Source organism: Limnohabitans sp. MMS-10A-192 (assembly GCF_003063335.1).
Classification (GTDB): Bacteria; Pseudomonadota; Gammaproteobacteria; order Burkholderiales; family Burkholderiaceae_C; genus Limnohabitans_A.
The window spans coordinates 603417-621148 of sequence record NZ_NERX01000001.1; the positions used below are offsets into that span (position 1 = coordinate 603417).

Here is a 17732-nt window from a genome sequence, read left to right on the forward strand (position 1 = left end):
GGTTCAACTTTCAAAAGCGTGTTTCAAGGCCCGGCCCGCGTCGGCATGGGCCTTCAGGGCATCGGGTATGGCGCGGCCCATGGTGATGAAGCCGTGGATCACGCCCCGGTAAATCTCCAGATCGACCGGCACGCCCGCCATGCGCAGGGTGTCGGCGTAGCGCACGCCCTCGTCCACCAGCGGGTCACATTCGGCCAAGCCCATCCAGGCCGGGGCCAAGCCGCTGTGGTCGGGCGCGTTGCCGGGGGCAAAGCGCCAGTCGTCACGGTCGGCTTTGTCGATGTAGCCGTCAAAAAACCAGGCGATGGTTTCTTTGTCGAGCATGAAGCCTTCGCCAAAGCTGTGGTGCGAAGCGGTGTCCTGCTTGGAGCCGCAGCCGGGGTAGAACAGCAGCTGCAAAGCGAGCTTCACCCCCGCATCGCGGGCCATCAAGGCGCAAACCGCGCTGAGCGTGCCGCCCGCGCTGTCGCCGCCCACGGCCAGGCGCGTGCTGTCCAAGCCAAGCGTCTGGCCATGCCGGTGCAGCCAGTTCAGGGCGTCCCAAGCGTCGTGCACGGCCGTCGGGAATCGGTGCTCGGGCGCGAGCCGGTAGTCCAACGACACCACGGCGCAGTGGCCCTGGCGGCTGAGCTGGCGGCACAGCACGTCGTGTGTGGTGAGGCTGCCCACGGTAAAACCGCCGCCGTGCAGGTAGAGCAAAACCGGCAAGGGTGTGGCGCTTTGCGGGGCGTACAGCCGTGCAGGCATGGCGAACCCATCGCGAGCCGGGATGGTGAAGTTCTCGACCTTGTCAACATGGGGCGCGGGTTGAAGGTCGAGGATGGGGCCGCCGATGTCGTAAAACTCGCGGGCTTGAGCCGCCGTCAAGGCGTGCATGGGCGGACGCCCTGCTCGCTGGACGCGGTCGATCAAGGTGCGCGTGGCGGGGTTCAGCAGGGATCGGGGATGGGTGTGGTGGCTGCTCATGAAAGCTGGAATGGGTGGGATTCGGGTGTTGCCAACGTGACGGCTGGGGCCTTGCACCGGATGGACAAAGGCGGTTCCTGAATCAAAATGAACGCAAATCGTACAACGCCCCGCAGCAGGGGTCTGTCACCTGCACACATCCTGGAGAACTTTGCATGTCATTCATCAATTACGTCACCCAAATCCAGATCGACTTTGGCGCGATCAGCCTGCTCAAGGCCGAATGTGAACGTGTGGGCATCACCCGACCCTTGATCGTGACCGATGCGGGCGTCAAGGCCGTGGGCATCCTGGACAAGGCGCTGGCCGCCTTGCTCGGCCTGCAGGTCAGCGTGTTCGACCAGACACCGTCCAACCCGACCGAGGCCGCTGTGCGCGCCGCTGCCGCCGTCTACAAACAAAACAACTGCGACGGTCTGATCGCCTTGGGCGGCGGCTCGTCCATCGACTGCGCCAAGGGCGTGGCCATTGCCGCCACACACGAAGGACCGCTCAAGACATACGCCACCATCGAAGGCGGCTCGCTCAAGATCACAGACCGTGTGGCCCCCTTGATTGCCGTACCCACCACCGCAGGCACCGGCTCTGAAGTGGCCCGGGGGGCCATCTTGATCGTGGACGACGGCCGCAAGCTGGGTTTTCACAGCTGGTTCATCGTGCCCCGTGCCGCCATTTGCGACCCCGAACTCACGCTGGGCCTGCCGCCCATGCTGACGGCTGCCACCGGCATGGATGCGGTGGCGCATTGCATGGAAACCTTCATGGCCGCGCCCTTCAACCCACCGGCCGACGGCATTGCGCTGGATGGCCTGCAACGCGCCTGGGCGCACATCGAACGCGCCACCACCAACGGCCAAGACCGCGAAGCGCGCCTGAACATGATGAGCGCAAGCATGCAAGGCGCCATGGCCTTTCAAAAGGGTTTGGGCTGCGTGCACTCCTTGAGCCACAGCTTGGGCGGCGTGAACCCGCGCTTGCACCACGGCACTTTGAACGCCATGTTTTTGCCAGCGGTGGTCAACTTCAACGCCGCAGCTGAAACCGTGCAAAAAGACAAGCGCCTGGCCCGCATGGCGCAAGCCATGGGCCTGCAAAGCGGCTCGGACATCCCCGATGCCATCAAAGACATGAACGCCCGCTTGGGCCTGCCCACCGGGCTGGGCGCGATGGGTGTGACGGAAAGCTTGTTTGACGCGGTGATCACAGGCGCCTTGGCCGACCACTGCCACAAGACCAACCCACGCATCGCCTCGGCAGACGAATACCGAGAGATGCTGAGCGTCAGTCTGTAAAAGTAGGATGCCGGAGGGCTTTGTCTCCCCGGTCTTTTCAGATTTTGCTCAATGGGCTGTCAAGCACCGCATCGTGGGTGAATTTGACTTGGCCTTTGATGGACAACACATACATGTCCTTGACGCGGACCACTTCCACTTGTTCGGCCGTGTTGCGCAAAACCACAGGGCGTGCATCGCCGGCCATGGTGTTGACGATGTCCAGCGCCACAGGCCCCTGGAGTTGGGGCAAGAACACCTCTGCTTTTTCCGGGCCGAGCACCACAAAGGCCTTGAGTGTCTGATCAGGGTTATCGACATGCGGATCAAAGGACAAGGCGTCTTCAAACAAACGCATGCAACGCTGTTGGACGGTCGACCACACATAGCCCGCAGAAGCTTTGCAGCCATGAGCATCCATGTCACCGCCAGCCCCAATGGATGGGGCGGTATTGGGGCTAGAGGGTTGGCAAGCGCTCATGGCCATGACAGCCAAACCAGCTGCGACTTTGGCAGCCCAGGTGCTTGTGAAAAAAGGACCGATGGCATAGGGCATCACGCTCAAAAAGTCACCTGTGAAATGAATTCGATGGGCGAGATTCTGGATTCAAATCTCGGCCCCTACAGGTGCCCCGTCGCTTCAATTGTGAGCAGACGTTAACGCACGGCAAGCTTGCTCAGGATGAACTGGGTAAGCGTTTTCGGGCTTTGGCCCTTGCGCTTTGTTGCGCCTTGGCCGCTTGCGCTCGCCAAGCGGCCTCCCAAGAGCGCCGGGCCCACAAAGCGGCCACCTCGCGCTCGTCCATCAAAGACGCAGGGGCCTGGTGGTAGGACAAATGCACCGGTTTGCCCTTCATCTCGAAAATGAAGGGGTCCAGTTGCAAATCCGTGAAAAAAGAACGGTTGTCTTCGTCCACCTTCAGATAAAGCTGGTTGGCCACCACCAGGCCAAACATCAAGCCGTCGTGGTAGATGCCATACCCGCCGAACATGCGCTTGGCTTGGATCGGTCCGAACTGCTCGAACACTTCGTGCAGAAAATTGATGAATTCCCTGGACGTCGACATGCCCTGCAAGCCCATCAGTCGTGGCCAGGCATCTTGGCCCCCACATGGATTTCACCCCGCGCTTCGGCCAGCTCCACCTGGCGCTGGCGTTCGGCCAGTTTCTCTTTTTGCTCAGGCGTGCGCTGGTCGTGGCAATGGGCGCAGCTCACACCCAGCACGTAATGCGGTGACTGCTTGTCTTCGGCACTCAGCGGCCAGCGGCAAGAGCGGCACAGCTCATGGTGGCCGACACCCAGGCCGTGGCCCACGCTCACGCGCTCGTCGAACACAAAGCAGTCGCCCTCCCAGGTGCTTTGCTCGGGCGGGATTTCTTCGAGGTACTTGAGGATGCCGCCTTCGAGGTGGTAGACCTCTTCAAAGCCGCGCATTTTCATGAGCGCGGTGGATTTTTCGCAGCGGATGCCACCGGTGCAAAACATGGCCACTTTGGTCTTTTTGGCGGCCTCGCCTTGCAGGTTTTCCTGCGCGTCCAGCCAGGCGGGCAGCTGCACAAAGGTCTTGATGTTCGGGTTGACCGCACCCTTGAAGGTACCAATGGCCACCTCGTAGTCGTTGCGCGTGTCAATCACCACCACGTTCGGGTCGGCCAGCAAGGCGTTCCAGTCGGCGGGCTTGACATACTGGCCCACGGTCTTGTTCGGGTCCAGCTCGGGCACGCGCAAGGTGACGATCTCTTTTTTGAGCTTGACCTTCATGCGGGTGAACGGCGGCTTGGGGCTCCACGATTCTTTGTGCGGCAAGCTGGCTAGGCGCGGGTCGGCATGCAAAAATGCCAGCACGGCGCGGATGCCCGCCTCGGGCCCGGCAATGGTGCCGTTGATGCCCTCGTGCGCCAGCAACAGCGTGCCTTTGACGTCGTTGGCCTCGCAACAGGCTTGCAAAGGCGCTTGCAGATCGACGAAGTCGGGCAGGTCGACGAATTTGTAGAGGGCGGCGGTGAGGTAAAGGCTGGGAGAAGGCATGGCGGGATTATCTCAGTGCAGACACGGTGGTGGTTCAGTCACTCACCAACCAGCAGTTCAGACGCCAGGCTCTTGCAGTGCCAGTCGAATGCCCAAGGACACGAACACGGAGCCCAAGCACCGGTCCAACCATTGCCCTACGCGAGGCTGATCGCGCCAAGTTTGGGTCAGGCGACTACCCAACACCACCAAAGGCGGCTCCACCACGGCGGCAACAGCAATCACGAGCAAGCCATGCAGCGCCAATTGCGCCCATTGTGGGCCTGCTCCATCGACAACAAACTGGGGCAAAAACGCTAGAAAGAAAATCGCCACTTTGGGGTTCAGCAAAGACACCCCGATACCTTGTTGCATAAGCTTTAGCCCAGAAAGCGGCGCTTCGGCTTGGTCGGACAACACCAGCCGTCCCGAAGAGCGCCAAGCCATCACGCCCAGATAAACCAAGTAGGCTGCCCCCGCCCACTTGACGACAGTGAACGCGGTGGCCGAAGCCACCAAAATGGCTGCCAAGCCCACCGATGCAAAAAACACATGCACCAAAGTCCCCGCCCAAACGCCGCCCATGGCTGCAAAACCAGCTCGGCGCCCTCTGCGTACCGTTTGACCCAGGATGAAGGCGATGTCTGGTCCCGGTGACAAATTCAGCAACAAAGCTGCGCCCAGAAAAGTGGTCCAGTGCACAAGGGAATAATCAAACATAAGGGCGTATGGAGCCAAGTTGGCCAGTTAAATAACAACCAAATTAATTCCGTCTAGTATGTTTTTTTATTCAAAAAAAGACATCAAATGGGCCGAATCTGCAGGACATTTGCGCGTGGCAGCCACTGTGCAAACTCCTCCGCCAGTTGCTGTGCCGCGCTGGCAGCCGTTTTCCAAGTCTTCACGCGCCCCGCCAGATCACGGTCGTAAGTCATGAAGTCCTTGCGGTCGGGCAGCTTGCCGTTCGGCAGCGTTTTGACCCACTCGGGGTTGGGCGCCAGCACAACGGTGTTGTCCAGAAAGTGGCTGGCGCCATGCCGCCACTTGAGCGCTTTGTCGAGCCAGCCGGGCACCACGTTTTGCTGGAAGTGCGGGTACAGCACGATGGCACGTTCGGGGCCATCGGTAGGGGCTGACCAGTTCAGATGCAGGTGGTAGTCGGTGATGCCGCCGTCCCAATAAGCGCCAGCGGGTGCGCCGGGGATGTCGTGCACCGCTTTGAGTGCGAACGGGATCGAGCAGCTCGCTTGGAGTGCAGGCATGAAATTGCCTTCGGTCAGGGCCAGGGCTCGGGTGCGGAAGTCTTGCGCGTCAAAGGGCAAGGCGGCGCTCTGCGCAGAGAAAACCACCCGCTCCAGCCAAGCGCCCAGGGCACGGCGGCTCACAGCGTTGCTCAGATAAGCCCCGGCATAGCCCAGGGGCGTGGCCACCGGATGTTCGCGGTGCAAGACGTGCTGGCCCCGCGAGGTGACGATGTGCAAGCGGTAGCGTGGGTGGCTCAGCGCTTCTTGGATGCGCCCACCGTAAAAGGCTTGCAGGCTGTGGCCAAAGGCCTCGCTCACCTGCTCGGCCGTCACGCGCTTTTGCCCCGGCAAAGGTTCGTAATGCTGGTGGATGTAATCGTGCTCCAGCCGCTCGAAGGCACTCACGGGGTCGATCAAGCAGGCGGTCGACATGCGCCACGCGCCAATCGACGCACCCACCAGGTCCACGGGCTGACTGCTTTGCGTCAGCCACTCACCAAAGATGAAGCGGTCCAGCGCCCCGAGGATCAGCCCTTTGGGGCCACCCGCTGCGCCCGGGATGACGCCAATGTGCTCGGGCCGCAAGCCGTGTTCGCGGATGTGGGCCAAGGCCTTGGGGCCAGCGTGGATGTGAAGGGCTTGCATGGGATCAGGTGTTCACACTTGATCGCCGCGTCGCTGCGCTCCTCGCGATGACAAGTAGGTATGTCACTGCGAGCGCAGCGTGGCAGTCCAGCGTGCTCATTTTTTCAGGCCTTGCAGCTTGGCAAAGGCGCTGGCCATGGCCGATCCCGCACCGGCTGCGGGTGGCGAGGTGTAGCCACCGCCACCGCCGCGCTGGCGGTTGTCGCGCCCTGCCCCTTCAAACTTGTTGTCACGCGGGCCATCGCGCCTTGCAGGTGCAGCGTCCAGCTTCATGGTCAGGCTGATGCGCTTGCGGGCCACATCGACCTCCAGCACCTTCACCTTGACGATGTCGCCGGTCTTGACCACTTCGCGGGCATCGGTCACGAACTTGTTGGCCAGCTGGCTCACATGGACCAGGCCGTCCTGGTGCACGCCCAAGTCGATGAACGCGCCGAACTGGGCCACGTTGCTCACGGTGCCCTCCAAGGTCATGCCCTCTTTCAGGTCCTTGATGTCTTCCACGCCATCGGCCAGGCGGGCCACCTTGAAGTCGGGGCGCGGGTCGCGACCGGGCTTTTCCAGCTCACCCAGGATGTCCTTGATGGTGATGGCGCCGAACTTGTCGCTCACAAACAGCTCAGGCCGCAGGGTTTTGAGCACATCGCTGCGGCCCATGATCTCCTGAATCGGTTTGGCGGTTTTGACGATGATTTGCTCGACCACCGGGTAGGTTTCGGGGTGCACGCCCGTCATGTCCAGCGGGTTGTCGCCCCCGCGAATGCGCAAAAAGCCTGCGCTTTGCTCGAAGGTTTTGGCCCCGAGGCCGGTGACTTTGAGCAGGTCTTGACGGGTCTTAAACACGCCATTGGCATCGCGCCAGCGCACCACGGCCTTGGCAACGCTGCCCGAAAGGCCCGACACGCGGGTGAGCAAAGGGACGCTGGCTGTGTTCAAGTCCACGCCCACCGAATTCACGCAGTCTTCCACCACGGCGTCCAAGGTTTTGGCCAGCTCGCTTTGGTTCACGTCGTGCTGGTATTGGCCCACGCCAATCGCTTTGGGGTCGATCTTGACCAACTCCGACAGTGGATCTTGCAGGCGGCGGGCAATCGAGGCCGCGCCGCGCAGGCTCACGTCCACATCGGGCATCTCTTGGCTGGCGAATTCGCTGGCCGAATACACCGAAGCGCCTGCCTCGCTAACGACGACCTTCTGAATCTCAACACCGTCACGAAGACGGGCCAGTTGCTTGATCAGGTCACCGGCCAATTTGTCGGTCTCGCGGCTGGCGGTGCCGTTGCCAATCGCAATCAGGTTGACGTTGTGCTTTTCGCACAGCTTGGCCAGGGTGAAGAGCGAGCCCTCCCAGTCCTTGCGCGGCTCGTGCGGGTAAACCGTGGAGGTGTCCACCAGTTTGCCGGTGGCATCGACCACAGCCACCTTCACGCCGGTGCGGATGCCCGGGTCCAGGCCCATGACCACGCGGGGGCCAGCGGGCGCGGCCAGCAACAGGTCGCGCAGGTTGTCACTGAACACCTTGATGGCGACTTTTTCAGCGTCTTCACGCAGACGGGCAAACAAATCGCGCTCGGTGGACAGGCTCAGCTTCACGCGCCAGGTCCAGGCCACGCATTTGCGGATCAGGTCGTCCGAAGGGCGGGCCGCATGGCTCCAACCCAAGTGCATGGCGATCTTGCCTTCGGCGATGCTGGGTTTGCCAGGCTCGGGCTCCACAGGCAGAACCAACTTGGCGTCCAACATCTCCAGTGCACGACCACGGAACACGGCCAAAGCGCGGTGCGAAGGCACACGGCCAATCGGCTCGTCGTAGTCAAAGTAATCGCGGAACTTGGACACGTCGGCGTTGTTCTCGTCCTTGCCGTCGGCCAGCTTGCTTTTGAACAGGCCTTCGTTCCACAGCCATTCGCGCAGCGCCTGCACCAATGACGCGTCTTCGGCCCAGCGCTCGGAGAGCAAATCGCGCACGCCGTCCAGCACAGCGGCGGTGGTCGTGAAGTCAGCACCTTCAATGGCACCTGCAGCCAGGACAAAAGCAGCAGCCTCAGCATGCGGGTCGAGTGTCGGGTCGGCAAACAGCTTGTCGGCCAGGGGCTCCAGCCCGGCCTCGCGGGCAATCATGCCCTTGGTGCGGCGCTTGGGCTTGAAGGGCAAATACAGATCTTCCAGCTCTTGCTTGGTGGGCGCGGCGTCGATGGCGGCCAGCAGCTCGGGCGTCATCTTGCCCTGCTCGGTGATGCTTTTGATCACGGCGGCGCGGCGGTCTTCGAGTTCGCGCAAATAGCCCAAGCGCGACTCCAACTCGCGCAGCTGGATGTCGTCCAGCCCGCCGGTCACTTCTTTGCGGTAACGGGCGATGAACGGGACGGTGGCCCCGCCGTCGAGCAGCTCCACGGCGGTCTTGACCTGGTCAGGGCGGATACGGATTTCAGCGGCCAGTTGGGCCAGGATTTTTTGCATGCGCGATATGAAAGATAAACACGAAGCCATCGAGTTTGCCACAGAGTTTTCGTGCGCCCTGCCTCGTTCCCACTGCATTGGTTCAGTCGGGAAAGGGGCAAACCATGCAGATTTTTTTCGAAAAAATAGTCCTAAATGATCGAAAAATTGATAGTTATCAGTTCTGATGGTATTGACTGTTTAAGTTTGACTATTTAAAATAATTATCACTAATGACAATTCAAGTTGTAAAAAACAACTGAGCGGAGGACTGAGTATGAAGACGAGCAGAATTTTTTGGCCTTTGCGACTCTTGACCGCCGGCGCTTGCGTGATCGTTACCGCAGGGTGCAGCTCACTTCCAATGGAGGAGTATGCGCAATTCTCCCCAGCACCCAGCAGCAAGCGAATCATGAACCAGGTCAAGATCAGTTGGGAAGTGCGTGACGACGTAGCAGATTTCTGTGCAAAAGCCAAGGGCATGGGTAAAGAGCAAGCTTTTTTGACCCCGCCCGTAGCGTGCGCCATATGGCATGTACCACTCAAAGAGTGCACGGTTGTTACCGGAAGCAGTACATCTCATGTGGCTTTAGGCCACGAAGTCAGGCATTGTTTTGAAGGCCACTTTCATTGAAATAAATAGAACTTTTAAGACAATATTTACATATTAAAAATTCTTAAGAATCTATTGTTATTTTTTTGCAGCTAGAATTGACTGGTTCTAGCACCCCCTTAGGAGATCATCATGTCCAATCAAAAATATCTTGCTGCCAGCACTTTGTTGGCATCACTGTTGGCAAGCCAAGGTGCATTTGCCGGCATGGTCAAAGACAGCCATGGCAACGTTGGCTATGACACGCTCGCCGAATGCGATGCCGCTGTGACTGCTGGCTCAGCCAAGTTTTATCAGCCTTTCACCAAAAAACCTGCAGTACTGCGTGCCGGTGAAACCCGCACCCAAGTGATGACCTTGAAAGATTTGGTGATTCCACAAGACACCGTGAAATCAATGAGCTACCAAGCCAACGACTACAAGCGCGGCGCTTGCGAAATTGGTCTCGGTCCCAAGGCTGGTCAAAATGGTGTCTCGCAGTCATTGCAAGGTAAATACGTGCCTTACAGCCCGGACATGCCTGTGAACGTTTATTTCAACAAATTGGGCCAACCAGTTCGTGCAACCATGAAGCAATGCGACAACCGTTTTGCCGCCAACATGCCACGCCCCATCCCTCAGACACCTGTGGCTGTGAAAGCAGCAGTTGCACCTGCTGCTAACGTGCCTGCGGCGACAGTCGCAACAGCACCTGCTGCTGTCGTGGCACCAGTTGCACCAGCACCTGTTTCAGCGGCCATTGGTGCAGCTCAGGGTTCATTGGGTTGGAAAGAAGCGCTTGGCGTTGCCGGTGTGTTGGCCGTTGGCGCAATTTTGGTCCACAACAACGGTGATACCGGCACAACGGGCACTACAGGCACACGTTGATTAAATTCTGAAGTGATCAAGATGCACCCGATCAAGACCGGACTGGCAGTATTAGCAAGTCTCTTCTTGTCAGGTTGCAGTTCTGGCATGAAGGCTGGGTTCATGACTTTGAAAGACGAAGTCATGCCCAGCCGATCGGATGTGCGAAAAACAGCACTCCAAACGAATTACCGCTATCTGTTGGTAGAAACAGAAGGCCAAGAAGCCCTGATGGTTTGGATTGGCAATGAACCCCACCGACTTGGACAAGCCAGTGTCTGGGTCAGTTCAGACGGGGTGATCATTCGTCTCGTCAATGGCAAGCTTGTCGGGGTATCCGAGCCTCGCCGTCATTGGCAATTGATTTCGGAATCCATCGTCACCTCGCCTTCATCCGGATCCACAATCATGCGGCTCACGCAAACGAGCGATGCCCAACCCGGCTATCGCATGGGTGTGATACGTACCGTCGACCAAAGAGTTTTACCTGCAAGCGAGCAAGCCATGGCTTGGGTTGACCATTCTCTTGGTCTGCGCTGGCAGGAAGAGGTTGATTCAAGTACAGGTGAGCGCACCGCTTTGTATGGTTTGAACGGCAGCAACCAAATTACAGCTGGACACCGTTGCATGAGTGCTCAATGGTGTTTGCGTTGGCAAACATGGCCGGCCAAAGACTCTGCACCTCCCCTATGAAGTATTTTTTTTTGCCATGTGTTGGTGCACTGATTTTTGTGGCGCCAGTGCTCGCCAATGCGCAAGACGCTAAACAGCTTACGGCCTCCACGTCTGTCAAACTATCTCCGCCTGCCGGATTGAGGCTTGGCGCATGGCTGACGCAAAACCATACTGCGCTTGCCGAATCGATGTATTGGCCAGGGACAATGTGGCTCAATACTTTGGAGGCAAACAAACAGTCATCTGACAAGAAACAATTGGTCAATGAACTGGCAAAACTTGCCACGGGCAACACCGATGCAGCACCTCAGCTGGACAAGTTGACAGCACTGTTGTCTGCCATGCCGATCACCGGTCGTAAGCCCTTGTTGTTGCAGGATCCTTGGCTCATGCAAGCGCACAGTCACCTGGAGCCCGTCATCAGTGAGGGTGATAGCCTGGTCATCGCAGGTCGTACAGACCGCGTGCGAGTCATCAATGCAGATTCGCAATCTTGCGATGTTCCTGTGAAATCGGCCACCTGGGCCATCGATTACTTGCGTGCTTGTGGCATGGATTCCGAAGTCGACACCGCTTGGCTGATCCAGCCAGATGGGCAAGTTACTCGACTGGGTGTCGGCACTTGGAATCAACACGCACAAGAAGCGCCAGCACCTGGCGCGTGGCTTTGGGTTCCCCCAGTCATCGCTTCGCATGACTTGAGTGAGCGTATAGCCAAAATCATGTCCACTCAGGGTTTGGCTCAAGGGGTGGGACCTATGGCGCCACTTCCGAGCACGTCCGCCAACGAGCCCAAAGACTTGGCAATTTTCGCCAATGATTGGGGTGTGACGGGTCTTCTTCAAACCGCAACAGCCAGATCACCCAGTGCTGGGCATGTCGCGTTAACAGCCAACCGAGTCTGGCCTTACACCCATACCACCTTGGCCATCAGTCCATTTGACAGTCTGGAACTGGGTTTCAGATACACCGACATCGCCAATCGGCTCTACGGCCCTGACATCGCTGGAAATCAGTCATACAAGGACAAGTCATCAGAAATCAAATGGCGCATGCTCGAAGAAACGGCCTCTCGTCCCGCATTGGCAGTTGGCTTGCGTGACCTGGGTGGTACAGGTCTTTTTGCAGGAGAGTATTTGGTCGCTTCGAAGCGCTGGCAAAACTTGGATGTGAGCATGGGCCTAGGCTGGGGCTATCTCGGTTCACGTGGCAACTTGGGCAATCCATTGGGTTTTCTTGGCCAAAGATTCACAACGAGACAAAACAGCAATGTTGGCTCGGGCGGAACTGCCCAACTTTCTCCTCTGTTCACGGGGCGTACAGCGCTGTTCGGCGGCGTTCAATGGCAAACACCCATCCCGCAATTGGTCGTGAAAGTTGAGCTCGACGGCAACAACTACAAGAATGAACCTTCCAACAATGACGTGGGCGGTGCTCGCTCACCCTTGAATTGGGGTCTTGCATGGCAAAACGGCCCGTTGAGCCTGACTGTGGGTTACGAACGCGGCAAACAATGGATGCTGGGCTTCTCCCTGAGCACAGATCTGACCAAACTGACGCAATCCAAACGCAGTGAACCAGCACCTTGGCCGGTCAAACGACCTGCACAAGCAGCGACTTTGAATTTACAACCCTCTGTGATGGGTTCCTCTCCTTCATTGCCGCCAAGTCCTGCTGTGGCAGGTGCCATTGAGGCACAAACCGGTTGGCCTGTTCGTGATCTTCGTCAGGAAGAAAACACCTGGATTGTTGAACTTGATAATGTGCAAGGTTTTTCATTGCCAGAGCGAATTGATCGCGGCATGAGCGTGGTGCATGAGATGGCGCCCTCCCATGTACGTGCAGTGCGTTTTGTTTTGATGCAGCAAGGGGTACCCGTCAGCAGCCGATTGATCGACAGGGGCTCTTGGGCTGATACCCGTTATGCATGGCGGGGACAATCACCCAGCCATGCTTCTGTAAACGCACCTGCAGATCTGACACCAACCGCAGAATCACCTAACAGAAAACCCTCAGCCAGCATGGGGCTGGGTTACCAGCAACATCTGGGTGGCCCCGATGGTTATTTGTATTCTCTGAATGCGACCACAGAGGGGCAATGGCCTTTGTGGAAAGGCGCCTGGGTCCAGGGTACATTGAAAGCCCGCTTGGTCGACAACTATGAGAAGTACCACTACACCGCACAAAGTGACTTGCCGCGTGTCAGAACACTGGTGCGTGAGTACTTGACGAACCAACGCCTCACCTTGCCCAACGCTCAGCTCAACCAATTGAACCAATGGGGTGACAGCGTGTACAGCTTGGTTTATGCCGGCGCGTTGGAGTCGATGTTTGCAGGCGTGGGGGCGGAAGTCATGTGGCGCCCATCAGGAAGCCAATTTGCTCTGGGTGCCGACGTGAACAAGTTGGCTCAACGAGATTTTGATCAGCGCTTCAGTTTGCGGGATTACCGTGTCAACAGTGGTCACATCACCGCGTATTGGGACACGCGATGGAAAGGGGTCGAAGCCAAGCTGATGGTCGGTCAGTATTTGGCTGGCGACAAAGGTGCCACATTGGAAGTCTCAAGACGCTTCAAAAATGGGACCAGGATGGGGGCTTGGGTGACCAAAACCAATGTGTCGTCTGCAAGTTTTGGTGAAGGCAGCTTTGACAAAGGTGTGTTCTTTTCCATTCCCTTTGATGCTTTCCTGACGGCGTGGTCAACCCAAACCATGAGCTTCACCTGGCAACCGCTGATCAGGGATGGCGGTGCGCGCCTGAACAAAGCACAGACCTTGTGGAACTTGACCAACAGCCGCGATGAGCGCGAATGGTCCAGTGAACCAGCCAGGTTCAGCAAGTGAAGCGGGGCTAGGCCGAGCGATTTGTTCGTCGCCTGGCCCCTGACCTCAGGAAGCTCTTAAGGCTTCGCGCAGTTTTTCGCCGACATCCGGGCGTGCCTCAAACGGATCAGGAGGGTTGAGACCCTGAACAATCGCTTCCATGCGGCTTTGCACATTGCCCAGCGCTTGCGGGTGGCTGTAGATGTAAAACTGCCCGGAAGCCACCGCATCAAACACTTTTTGCGCCACATCGCTGGCTGAGACTTTGCCGCTGCCCACAGCCTTGTCGCTTTGGGCTTGGCCAATCAACTGACTGGCGGTTGGCTTTTCAGCCGCCAAATCCGCTGGCCTGTTGCGGTGACTCTGACTGATGCCGGTCGGCACAAAATAAGGGCACAGGACGCTGGCGCTGACCTGGTCGCTCACCAATTGCAAGTCTTGGTAAAGGGTCTCGGTCAGTGACACCACCGCGTGTTTGCTGACGTTGTAGATGCCCATATTGGGCGGGGTGAGCAAACCTGCCATGCTGGCGGTGTTGACGATGTGGCCACGGTAAGCCGGATCGGCCTTGGCGGCTTCGAGCATCATGGGGGTGAACAGGCGCACGCCATGCACCACACCCCAGAGGTTGACGCCCAGCACCCATTCCCAGTCGGCCACCGAGTTTTCCCAAACCAAGCCCCCTGCCCCGACACCGGCGTTGTTGAACACGAAGTGCGGTGCGCCAAAGCGCTGTTTCACATCGGCGGCCAGCTGCTCCATGGCCTGGGCGTTGGACACATCGACCTTGCGGGCCAGCACTTGAACGCCTTGGGCCTTCATTTCAGCTTCGGCCTTGTCCAGCGCGTCTTGCTGCACGTCCACCAACACCAGATTCATGCCCAGCGTGGCGCCGATGCGGGCGCATTCCAGACCAAATCCGGAACCGGCACCGGTCAAGACAGCGGTTTTGCCTTTGAAGTTGTCGATCATGGGGAAACCTTTTTCAATGTGAACCCGACACGCGGGAAGTGAACATGGACGGTGCCCGTACGCTCATCGCTGCGGCGCAAGCTGTAGCGGGTGCGGGTGGCGGCGATCAGCTCGCCTTCGGTCGGCTCCAGGCCAAAGTTGTCGGCGGCGATCACCACCTGGCTGCCCAGCGGGATACCGTGCTCGTCCTGGAAGACCTCGCCCTGCACTACCGCAGGCGTTGAACTGCGGGCGGTTTGCAAGGCTTCTTCAGCGCTGCATTTGCCGGGTGTGCCGTGACCGATGGCCTTCATGCGGGCCATCCAAGTCTTGACTTCGGGTGTTGCGTCCAAAATGCCCGCCAAAGCTGGCGTGCGTTCTTGCGTGAACCACAAAGGGTGATAAGCCGCAAAGTCAGCCACGCAAGGCTGAGCACCGAACAGAAAGTCTTGCCCGTGCAGCATGTTGGCGATGCGGCGCAGGTAGCTTTTGTAAGTGGCGGCGGCATCGGTGGAGGACATGCGCGCAGCGCCACTGCGCATGGCGGCGCGGTCGGCCACAAAAGCCTGCACGCCTTCAGCGGGCGCGCCCGCAAAGACCTGCGCCACGCCAGCGGGCTGGAAGTTATAGGCCATGGACGCCGTGAACAAAGCGCTGTCGGCCCACTGCGCCACGATGCGCGCCGCGCCTTTGACGGCTTCGGGGTAGATCGTGGGCTTTGGCGCCATGTGCTCCAGCACATCGCCAATCAGTGCGGTGTCGCAGTAAATGTCCGCGCCGATCTGCAGCACCGGGGTTTTGCGGTAACCACCCGTGAGTGCCGTGAGGTCCGGTTTGGGCATGATCATCGGAATGAACACGCTCTTCCAGGCCAGTTGCTTGTGGCCCAGGATCAGCCGAATTTTCTCGGCAAACGGCGACGTCGGGTAATGGTGCAGGATCAGATCGGACATGGGGCCTTGCCTTAGACCAGCTTGACCAACTGCTTGCCGAAGTTCTTGCCTTTGAGCAGACCGAGGAAAGCCTCAGGCGCAGCGGCCAGGCCTTGGGCCACGGATTCGCGGGGGCGCAGCTTGCCGGTGCCCACCAGTGTGCCGAGTTCCTGCAGCGCCTCGGGCCACACTTCCATGTGCTCGCTGACGATGAAGCCTTCGATCTTCATGCGGTTCACCAGAATCAAGGCGGGGTTGCTCATGGGCAGTGGCGCGCCGTCGTAGCCCGCGATCATGCCGCACACCGCGATGCGTGCGAACGCGTTGGTGCGCAGCATCACAGCATCCAAAACCATGCCACCGACGTTTTCAAAGTGGCCGTCGATGCCATTGGGGCATGCTTCGCGCAACGCCTTGGACAGGCTCAGGTAGTCCTTGTGTTCCTTGTAGTCGATGCAGGCGTCAAAGCCCAGCTCGTTGACGACGTAGTCGCACTTGTCTTTGCCACCGGCAATGCCCACCACGCGGCAGCCACGGGCTTTGGCCAAAGCGCCGTAGGCGCTGCCCACCGCGCCGCTGGCCGCGCTCACGGTCACCGTTTCGCCCGCTTTGGGGTTGATGATTTTGCACAGGCCATACCAAGCGGTCACGCCGGGCATGCCCACGGCGCCAAGGTAGTGCGACAGCGGCACATGGGTGGTGTCGACCTTGCGCAGGGCGCCGATCACATTGGCATCGACCACGCTGTACTCTTGCCAGCCGCCCATGCCCACGACCTGGTCACCGGCCTTGAACTTGGGGTGGCGGCTGTCCACCACCTCACCCACAGTGCCGCCGATCATGACTTCGCCCAGCGGCTGGGGCACGGCGTAGCTCTTGCTCTCGTTCATGCGGCCGCGCATGTAGGGGTCCAGGCTCAGGTAATGGTGGCAAACCAGCACTTCGCCGTCTTTCAGCTCGGGCAATGGCAACTCAACCATTTTGAAATTGTTGACGGTGGCTTCGCCCTGCGGGCGGTTGTCCAGAACGATGCGGTGATTGATGGGCATGTGTGTCTCCAGTGAATTTGAAAGAATTAATCGGTGGAAGGCGATGGGGTTTCGCGACGGCTGACGTATTTGAAGGTGCCGGTGGCGTGGGCGCACAGCTGGCCTTCGGCATCGAACACGCTGCCTTCGGTGAACGCCATGCTGCGTGTGCGGTGTTTCAGGTGGCCTTTACCCGCCAGCGCTTGCCCGACGGGGACTTTGGCGGGGCGCATGAAGCTGGTCTTCATCTCGATGGTGACCACACCCATTTCCGGGTCCACGCTGCGCGCGGCCGTGGCCATGATCACGTCCAGAAACGTCATGACGGCGCCGCCATGCGTGACATCGAATGAGTTGAGGTGTTCGGGGCGTGGCGCGAAATGCAGTTCGGATTCGCCGCCTTCAAATTTCTCCAGAGAGAAACCCAAATGGTCAACGAAGGGAATCTTGGCGCCGAAAGGGATGCTCATGCTCAAAGACTTTCGCATCAGCCGCCGATGATGGCGCTCACGCCACCATCCACCGCCATCCATTGGCCTGTGATGTGCTTGCCTGCGTCCGAGGCGTAAAGCAAGGCCAAGCCTTTGAGGTCTTCGTCATCGCCCAGGCGACGCAGCGGAGCGCCTTTGGCCATGTTGTCGGCCCCCAGTTTTTCCAGCAGACCATAGGTCATTTTGCTGGGGAAAAAACCCGGGCAAATCGCGTTGACGCTGATGCCATGCTCGCCCCACTCGCCTGCCAGTGCGCGGGTGAAGTTGACCACCGCACCTTTGGAGGTGTTGTAGGCAATCGTCTTCATCTCGGACGGGTTGCCAGCCAGACCCGCGATGGAGGCCACATTCAGAATGCGGCCTTTTTTGCGCGGGATCATGCAGAGCTTGGCCACTTCCTGCGACAAGATGAAATAGCCGCGCACGTTCAGGTTCATCACCTTGTCCCAGGCCCCGACCGGGTGCTCTTCGGCGGGCGCGCCCCAGCTGGCACCGGCGTTGTTGACCAAGATGTCGATCGGGCCCATGCGTTCGATGGTCTCTGCCGCCAGACGGCGGATGTCTTCTTCTTTACCGCAATCTGCAGCGATCCAGCGGGCGTCGATGCCCGCGGCTTGCAGCTCGGCGGCGGCCTCTTCCAGATCGGCCGCTTTGCGTGAGCTGAGCATGATCTTGGCGCCTGCCTCACCCAGCGCATGGGCCATTTGCAGGCCCAGGCCGCGCGAGCCGCCGGTGACCAAGGCCACCTGGCCGGTCAAATCAAAAAGTTGTTGGACTGTGCGTGCCATGTCGGGGCTC

General features: G+C 59.1%; 16 protein-coding genes. 4 read left to right on the top strand and 12 right to left on the bottom strand.

The window, feature by feature from the left end:
* Positions 1–3 precede the first annotated feature (3 nt).
* A complete protein-coding gene (locus B9Z43_RS03015; protein ID WP_108323215.1) occupies positions 4–966 on the bottom strand; it encodes an alpha/beta hydrolase in 963 nt (320 codons plus the stop codon).
* Positions 967–1121: 155 nt separating this feature from the next.
* Between B9Z43_RS03015 and B9Z43_RS03020 the strand changes: the two genes are divergently transcribed.
* Positions 1122–2258 carry an iron-containing alcohol dehydrogenase gene (locus B9Z43_RS03020; RefSeq protein ID WP_108322642.1) on the top strand — a complete coding sequence of 379 codons (1137 nt, stop codon included), beginning with the start codon at positions 1122–1124 and terminating at the stop codon, positions 2256–2258.
* 37 nt (positions 2259–2295) lie between these two features.
* Here the strand turns inward: B9Z43_RS03020 and B9Z43_RS03025 are convergent, their stop codons facing one another.
* The 6 genes from B9Z43_RS03025 to B9Z43_RS03050 all read right to left on the bottom strand — a co-directional run bounded on the left by B9Z43_RS03025 (position 2296) and on the right by B9Z43_RS03050 (position 8594).
* On the bottom strand, positions 2296–2802 hold the full coding sequence (locus B9Z43_RS03025; RefSeq protein ID WP_146183903.1) for a hypothetical protein: 507 nt from the start codon (positions 2800–2802) through the stop codon (positions 2296–2298).
* A 112-nt stretch (positions 2803–2914) separates the two neighbouring features.
* A complete protein-coding gene (locus B9Z43_RS03030; RefSeq protein ID WP_108323220.1) occupies positions 2915–3304 on the bottom strand; it encodes a TfoX/Sxy family protein in 390 nt (129 codons plus the stop codon).
* A gap of 14 nt (positions 3305–3318) precedes the next feature.
* A complete protein-coding gene (locus tag B9Z43_RS03035) occupies positions 3319–4266 on the bottom strand; it encodes a rhodanese-related sulfurtransferase (protein ID WP_108322644.1) in 948 nt (315 codons plus the stop codon).
* Positions 4267–4323: 57 nt separating this feature from the next.
* On the bottom strand, positions 4324–4965 hold the full coding sequence (locus B9Z43_RS03040) for a LysE family translocator (protein WP_108322645.1): 642 nt from the start codon (positions 4963–4965) through the stop codon (positions 4324–4326).
* An 83-nt stretch (positions 4966–5048) separates the two neighbouring features.
* Entirely contained in the window at positions 5049–6134 is a 1086-nt protein-coding gene (locus tag B9Z43_RS03045; RefSeq protein ID WP_108322646.1) for a phospholipase, read from the bottom strand.
* A gap of 96 nt (positions 6135–6230) precedes the next feature.
* Positions 6231–8594: a Tex family protein gene (locus B9Z43_RS03050; protein WP_108322647.1), complete on the bottom strand. Its 2364-nt coding sequence runs from the start codon at positions 8592–8594 to the stop codon at positions 6231–6233.
* 724 nt (positions 8595–9318) lie between these two features.
* On the opposite strand from B9Z43_RS03050, the gene B9Z43_RS03060 reads away from it, so the two are divergent.
* From B9Z43_RS03060 to B9Z43_RS03070, 3 genes are all read left to right on the top strand, one after another.
* On the top strand, positions 9319–10053 hold the full coding sequence (locus tag B9Z43_RS03060; RefSeq protein ID WP_108322649.1) for a hypothetical protein: 735 nt from the start codon (positions 9319–9321) through the stop codon (positions 10051–10053).
* Positions 10054–10155: 102 nt separating this feature from the next.
* On the top strand, positions 10156–10725 hold the full coding sequence (locus B9Z43_RS03065) for a hypothetical protein (protein ID WP_158270464.1): 570 nt from the start codon (positions 10156–10158) through the stop codon (positions 10723–10725).
* Positions 10722–13553: a YjbH domain-containing protein gene (locus tag B9Z43_RS03070; RefSeq protein ID WP_158270055.1), complete on the top strand. Its 2832-nt coding sequence runs from the start codon at positions 10722–10724 to the stop codon at positions 13551–13553. The genes B9Z43_RS03065 and B9Z43_RS03070 overlap by 4 nt, the downstream gene beginning before the upstream one ends.
* Before the next feature lie 45 nt (positions 13554–13598).
* Here the strand turns inward: B9Z43_RS03070 and B9Z43_RS03075 are convergent, their stop codons facing one another.
* From B9Z43_RS03075 to B9Z43_RS03095, 5 genes are read right to left on the bottom strand one after another with little or no spacing between them, the layout of a single operon-like run.
* Complete coding sequence (locus B9Z43_RS03075) at positions 13599–14504, bottom strand: SDR family oxidoreductase (protein ID WP_108322652.1); 906 nt, start codon at positions 14502–14504, stop codon at positions 13599–13601.
* Entirely contained in the window at positions 14501–15436 is a 936-nt protein-coding gene (locus B9Z43_RS03080) for a glutathione S-transferase family protein (protein ID WP_108322653.1), read from the bottom strand. Before B9Z43_RS03080 ends, B9Z43_RS03075 begins: the two co-directional genes overlap by 4 nt.
* An 11-nt stretch (positions 15437–15447) precedes the next feature.
* Complete coding sequence (locus tag B9Z43_RS03085) at positions 15448–16464, bottom strand: NADP-dependent oxidoreductase (protein ID WP_108322654.1); 1017 nt, start codon at positions 16462–16464, stop codon at positions 15448–15450.
* Positions 16465–16490: 26 nt separating this feature from the next.
* Complete coding sequence (locus B9Z43_RS03090) at positions 16491–16913, bottom strand: PaaI family thioesterase (RefSeq protein ID WP_108322655.1); 423 nt, start codon at positions 16911–16913, stop codon at positions 16491–16493.
* 17 nt (positions 16914–16930) lie between these two features.
* A complete protein-coding gene (locus tag B9Z43_RS03095; protein ID WP_108322656.1) occupies positions 16931–17722 on the bottom strand; it encodes an SDR family oxidoreductase in 792 nt (263 codons plus the stop codon).
* Positions 17723–17732: the final 10 nt, after the last annotated feature.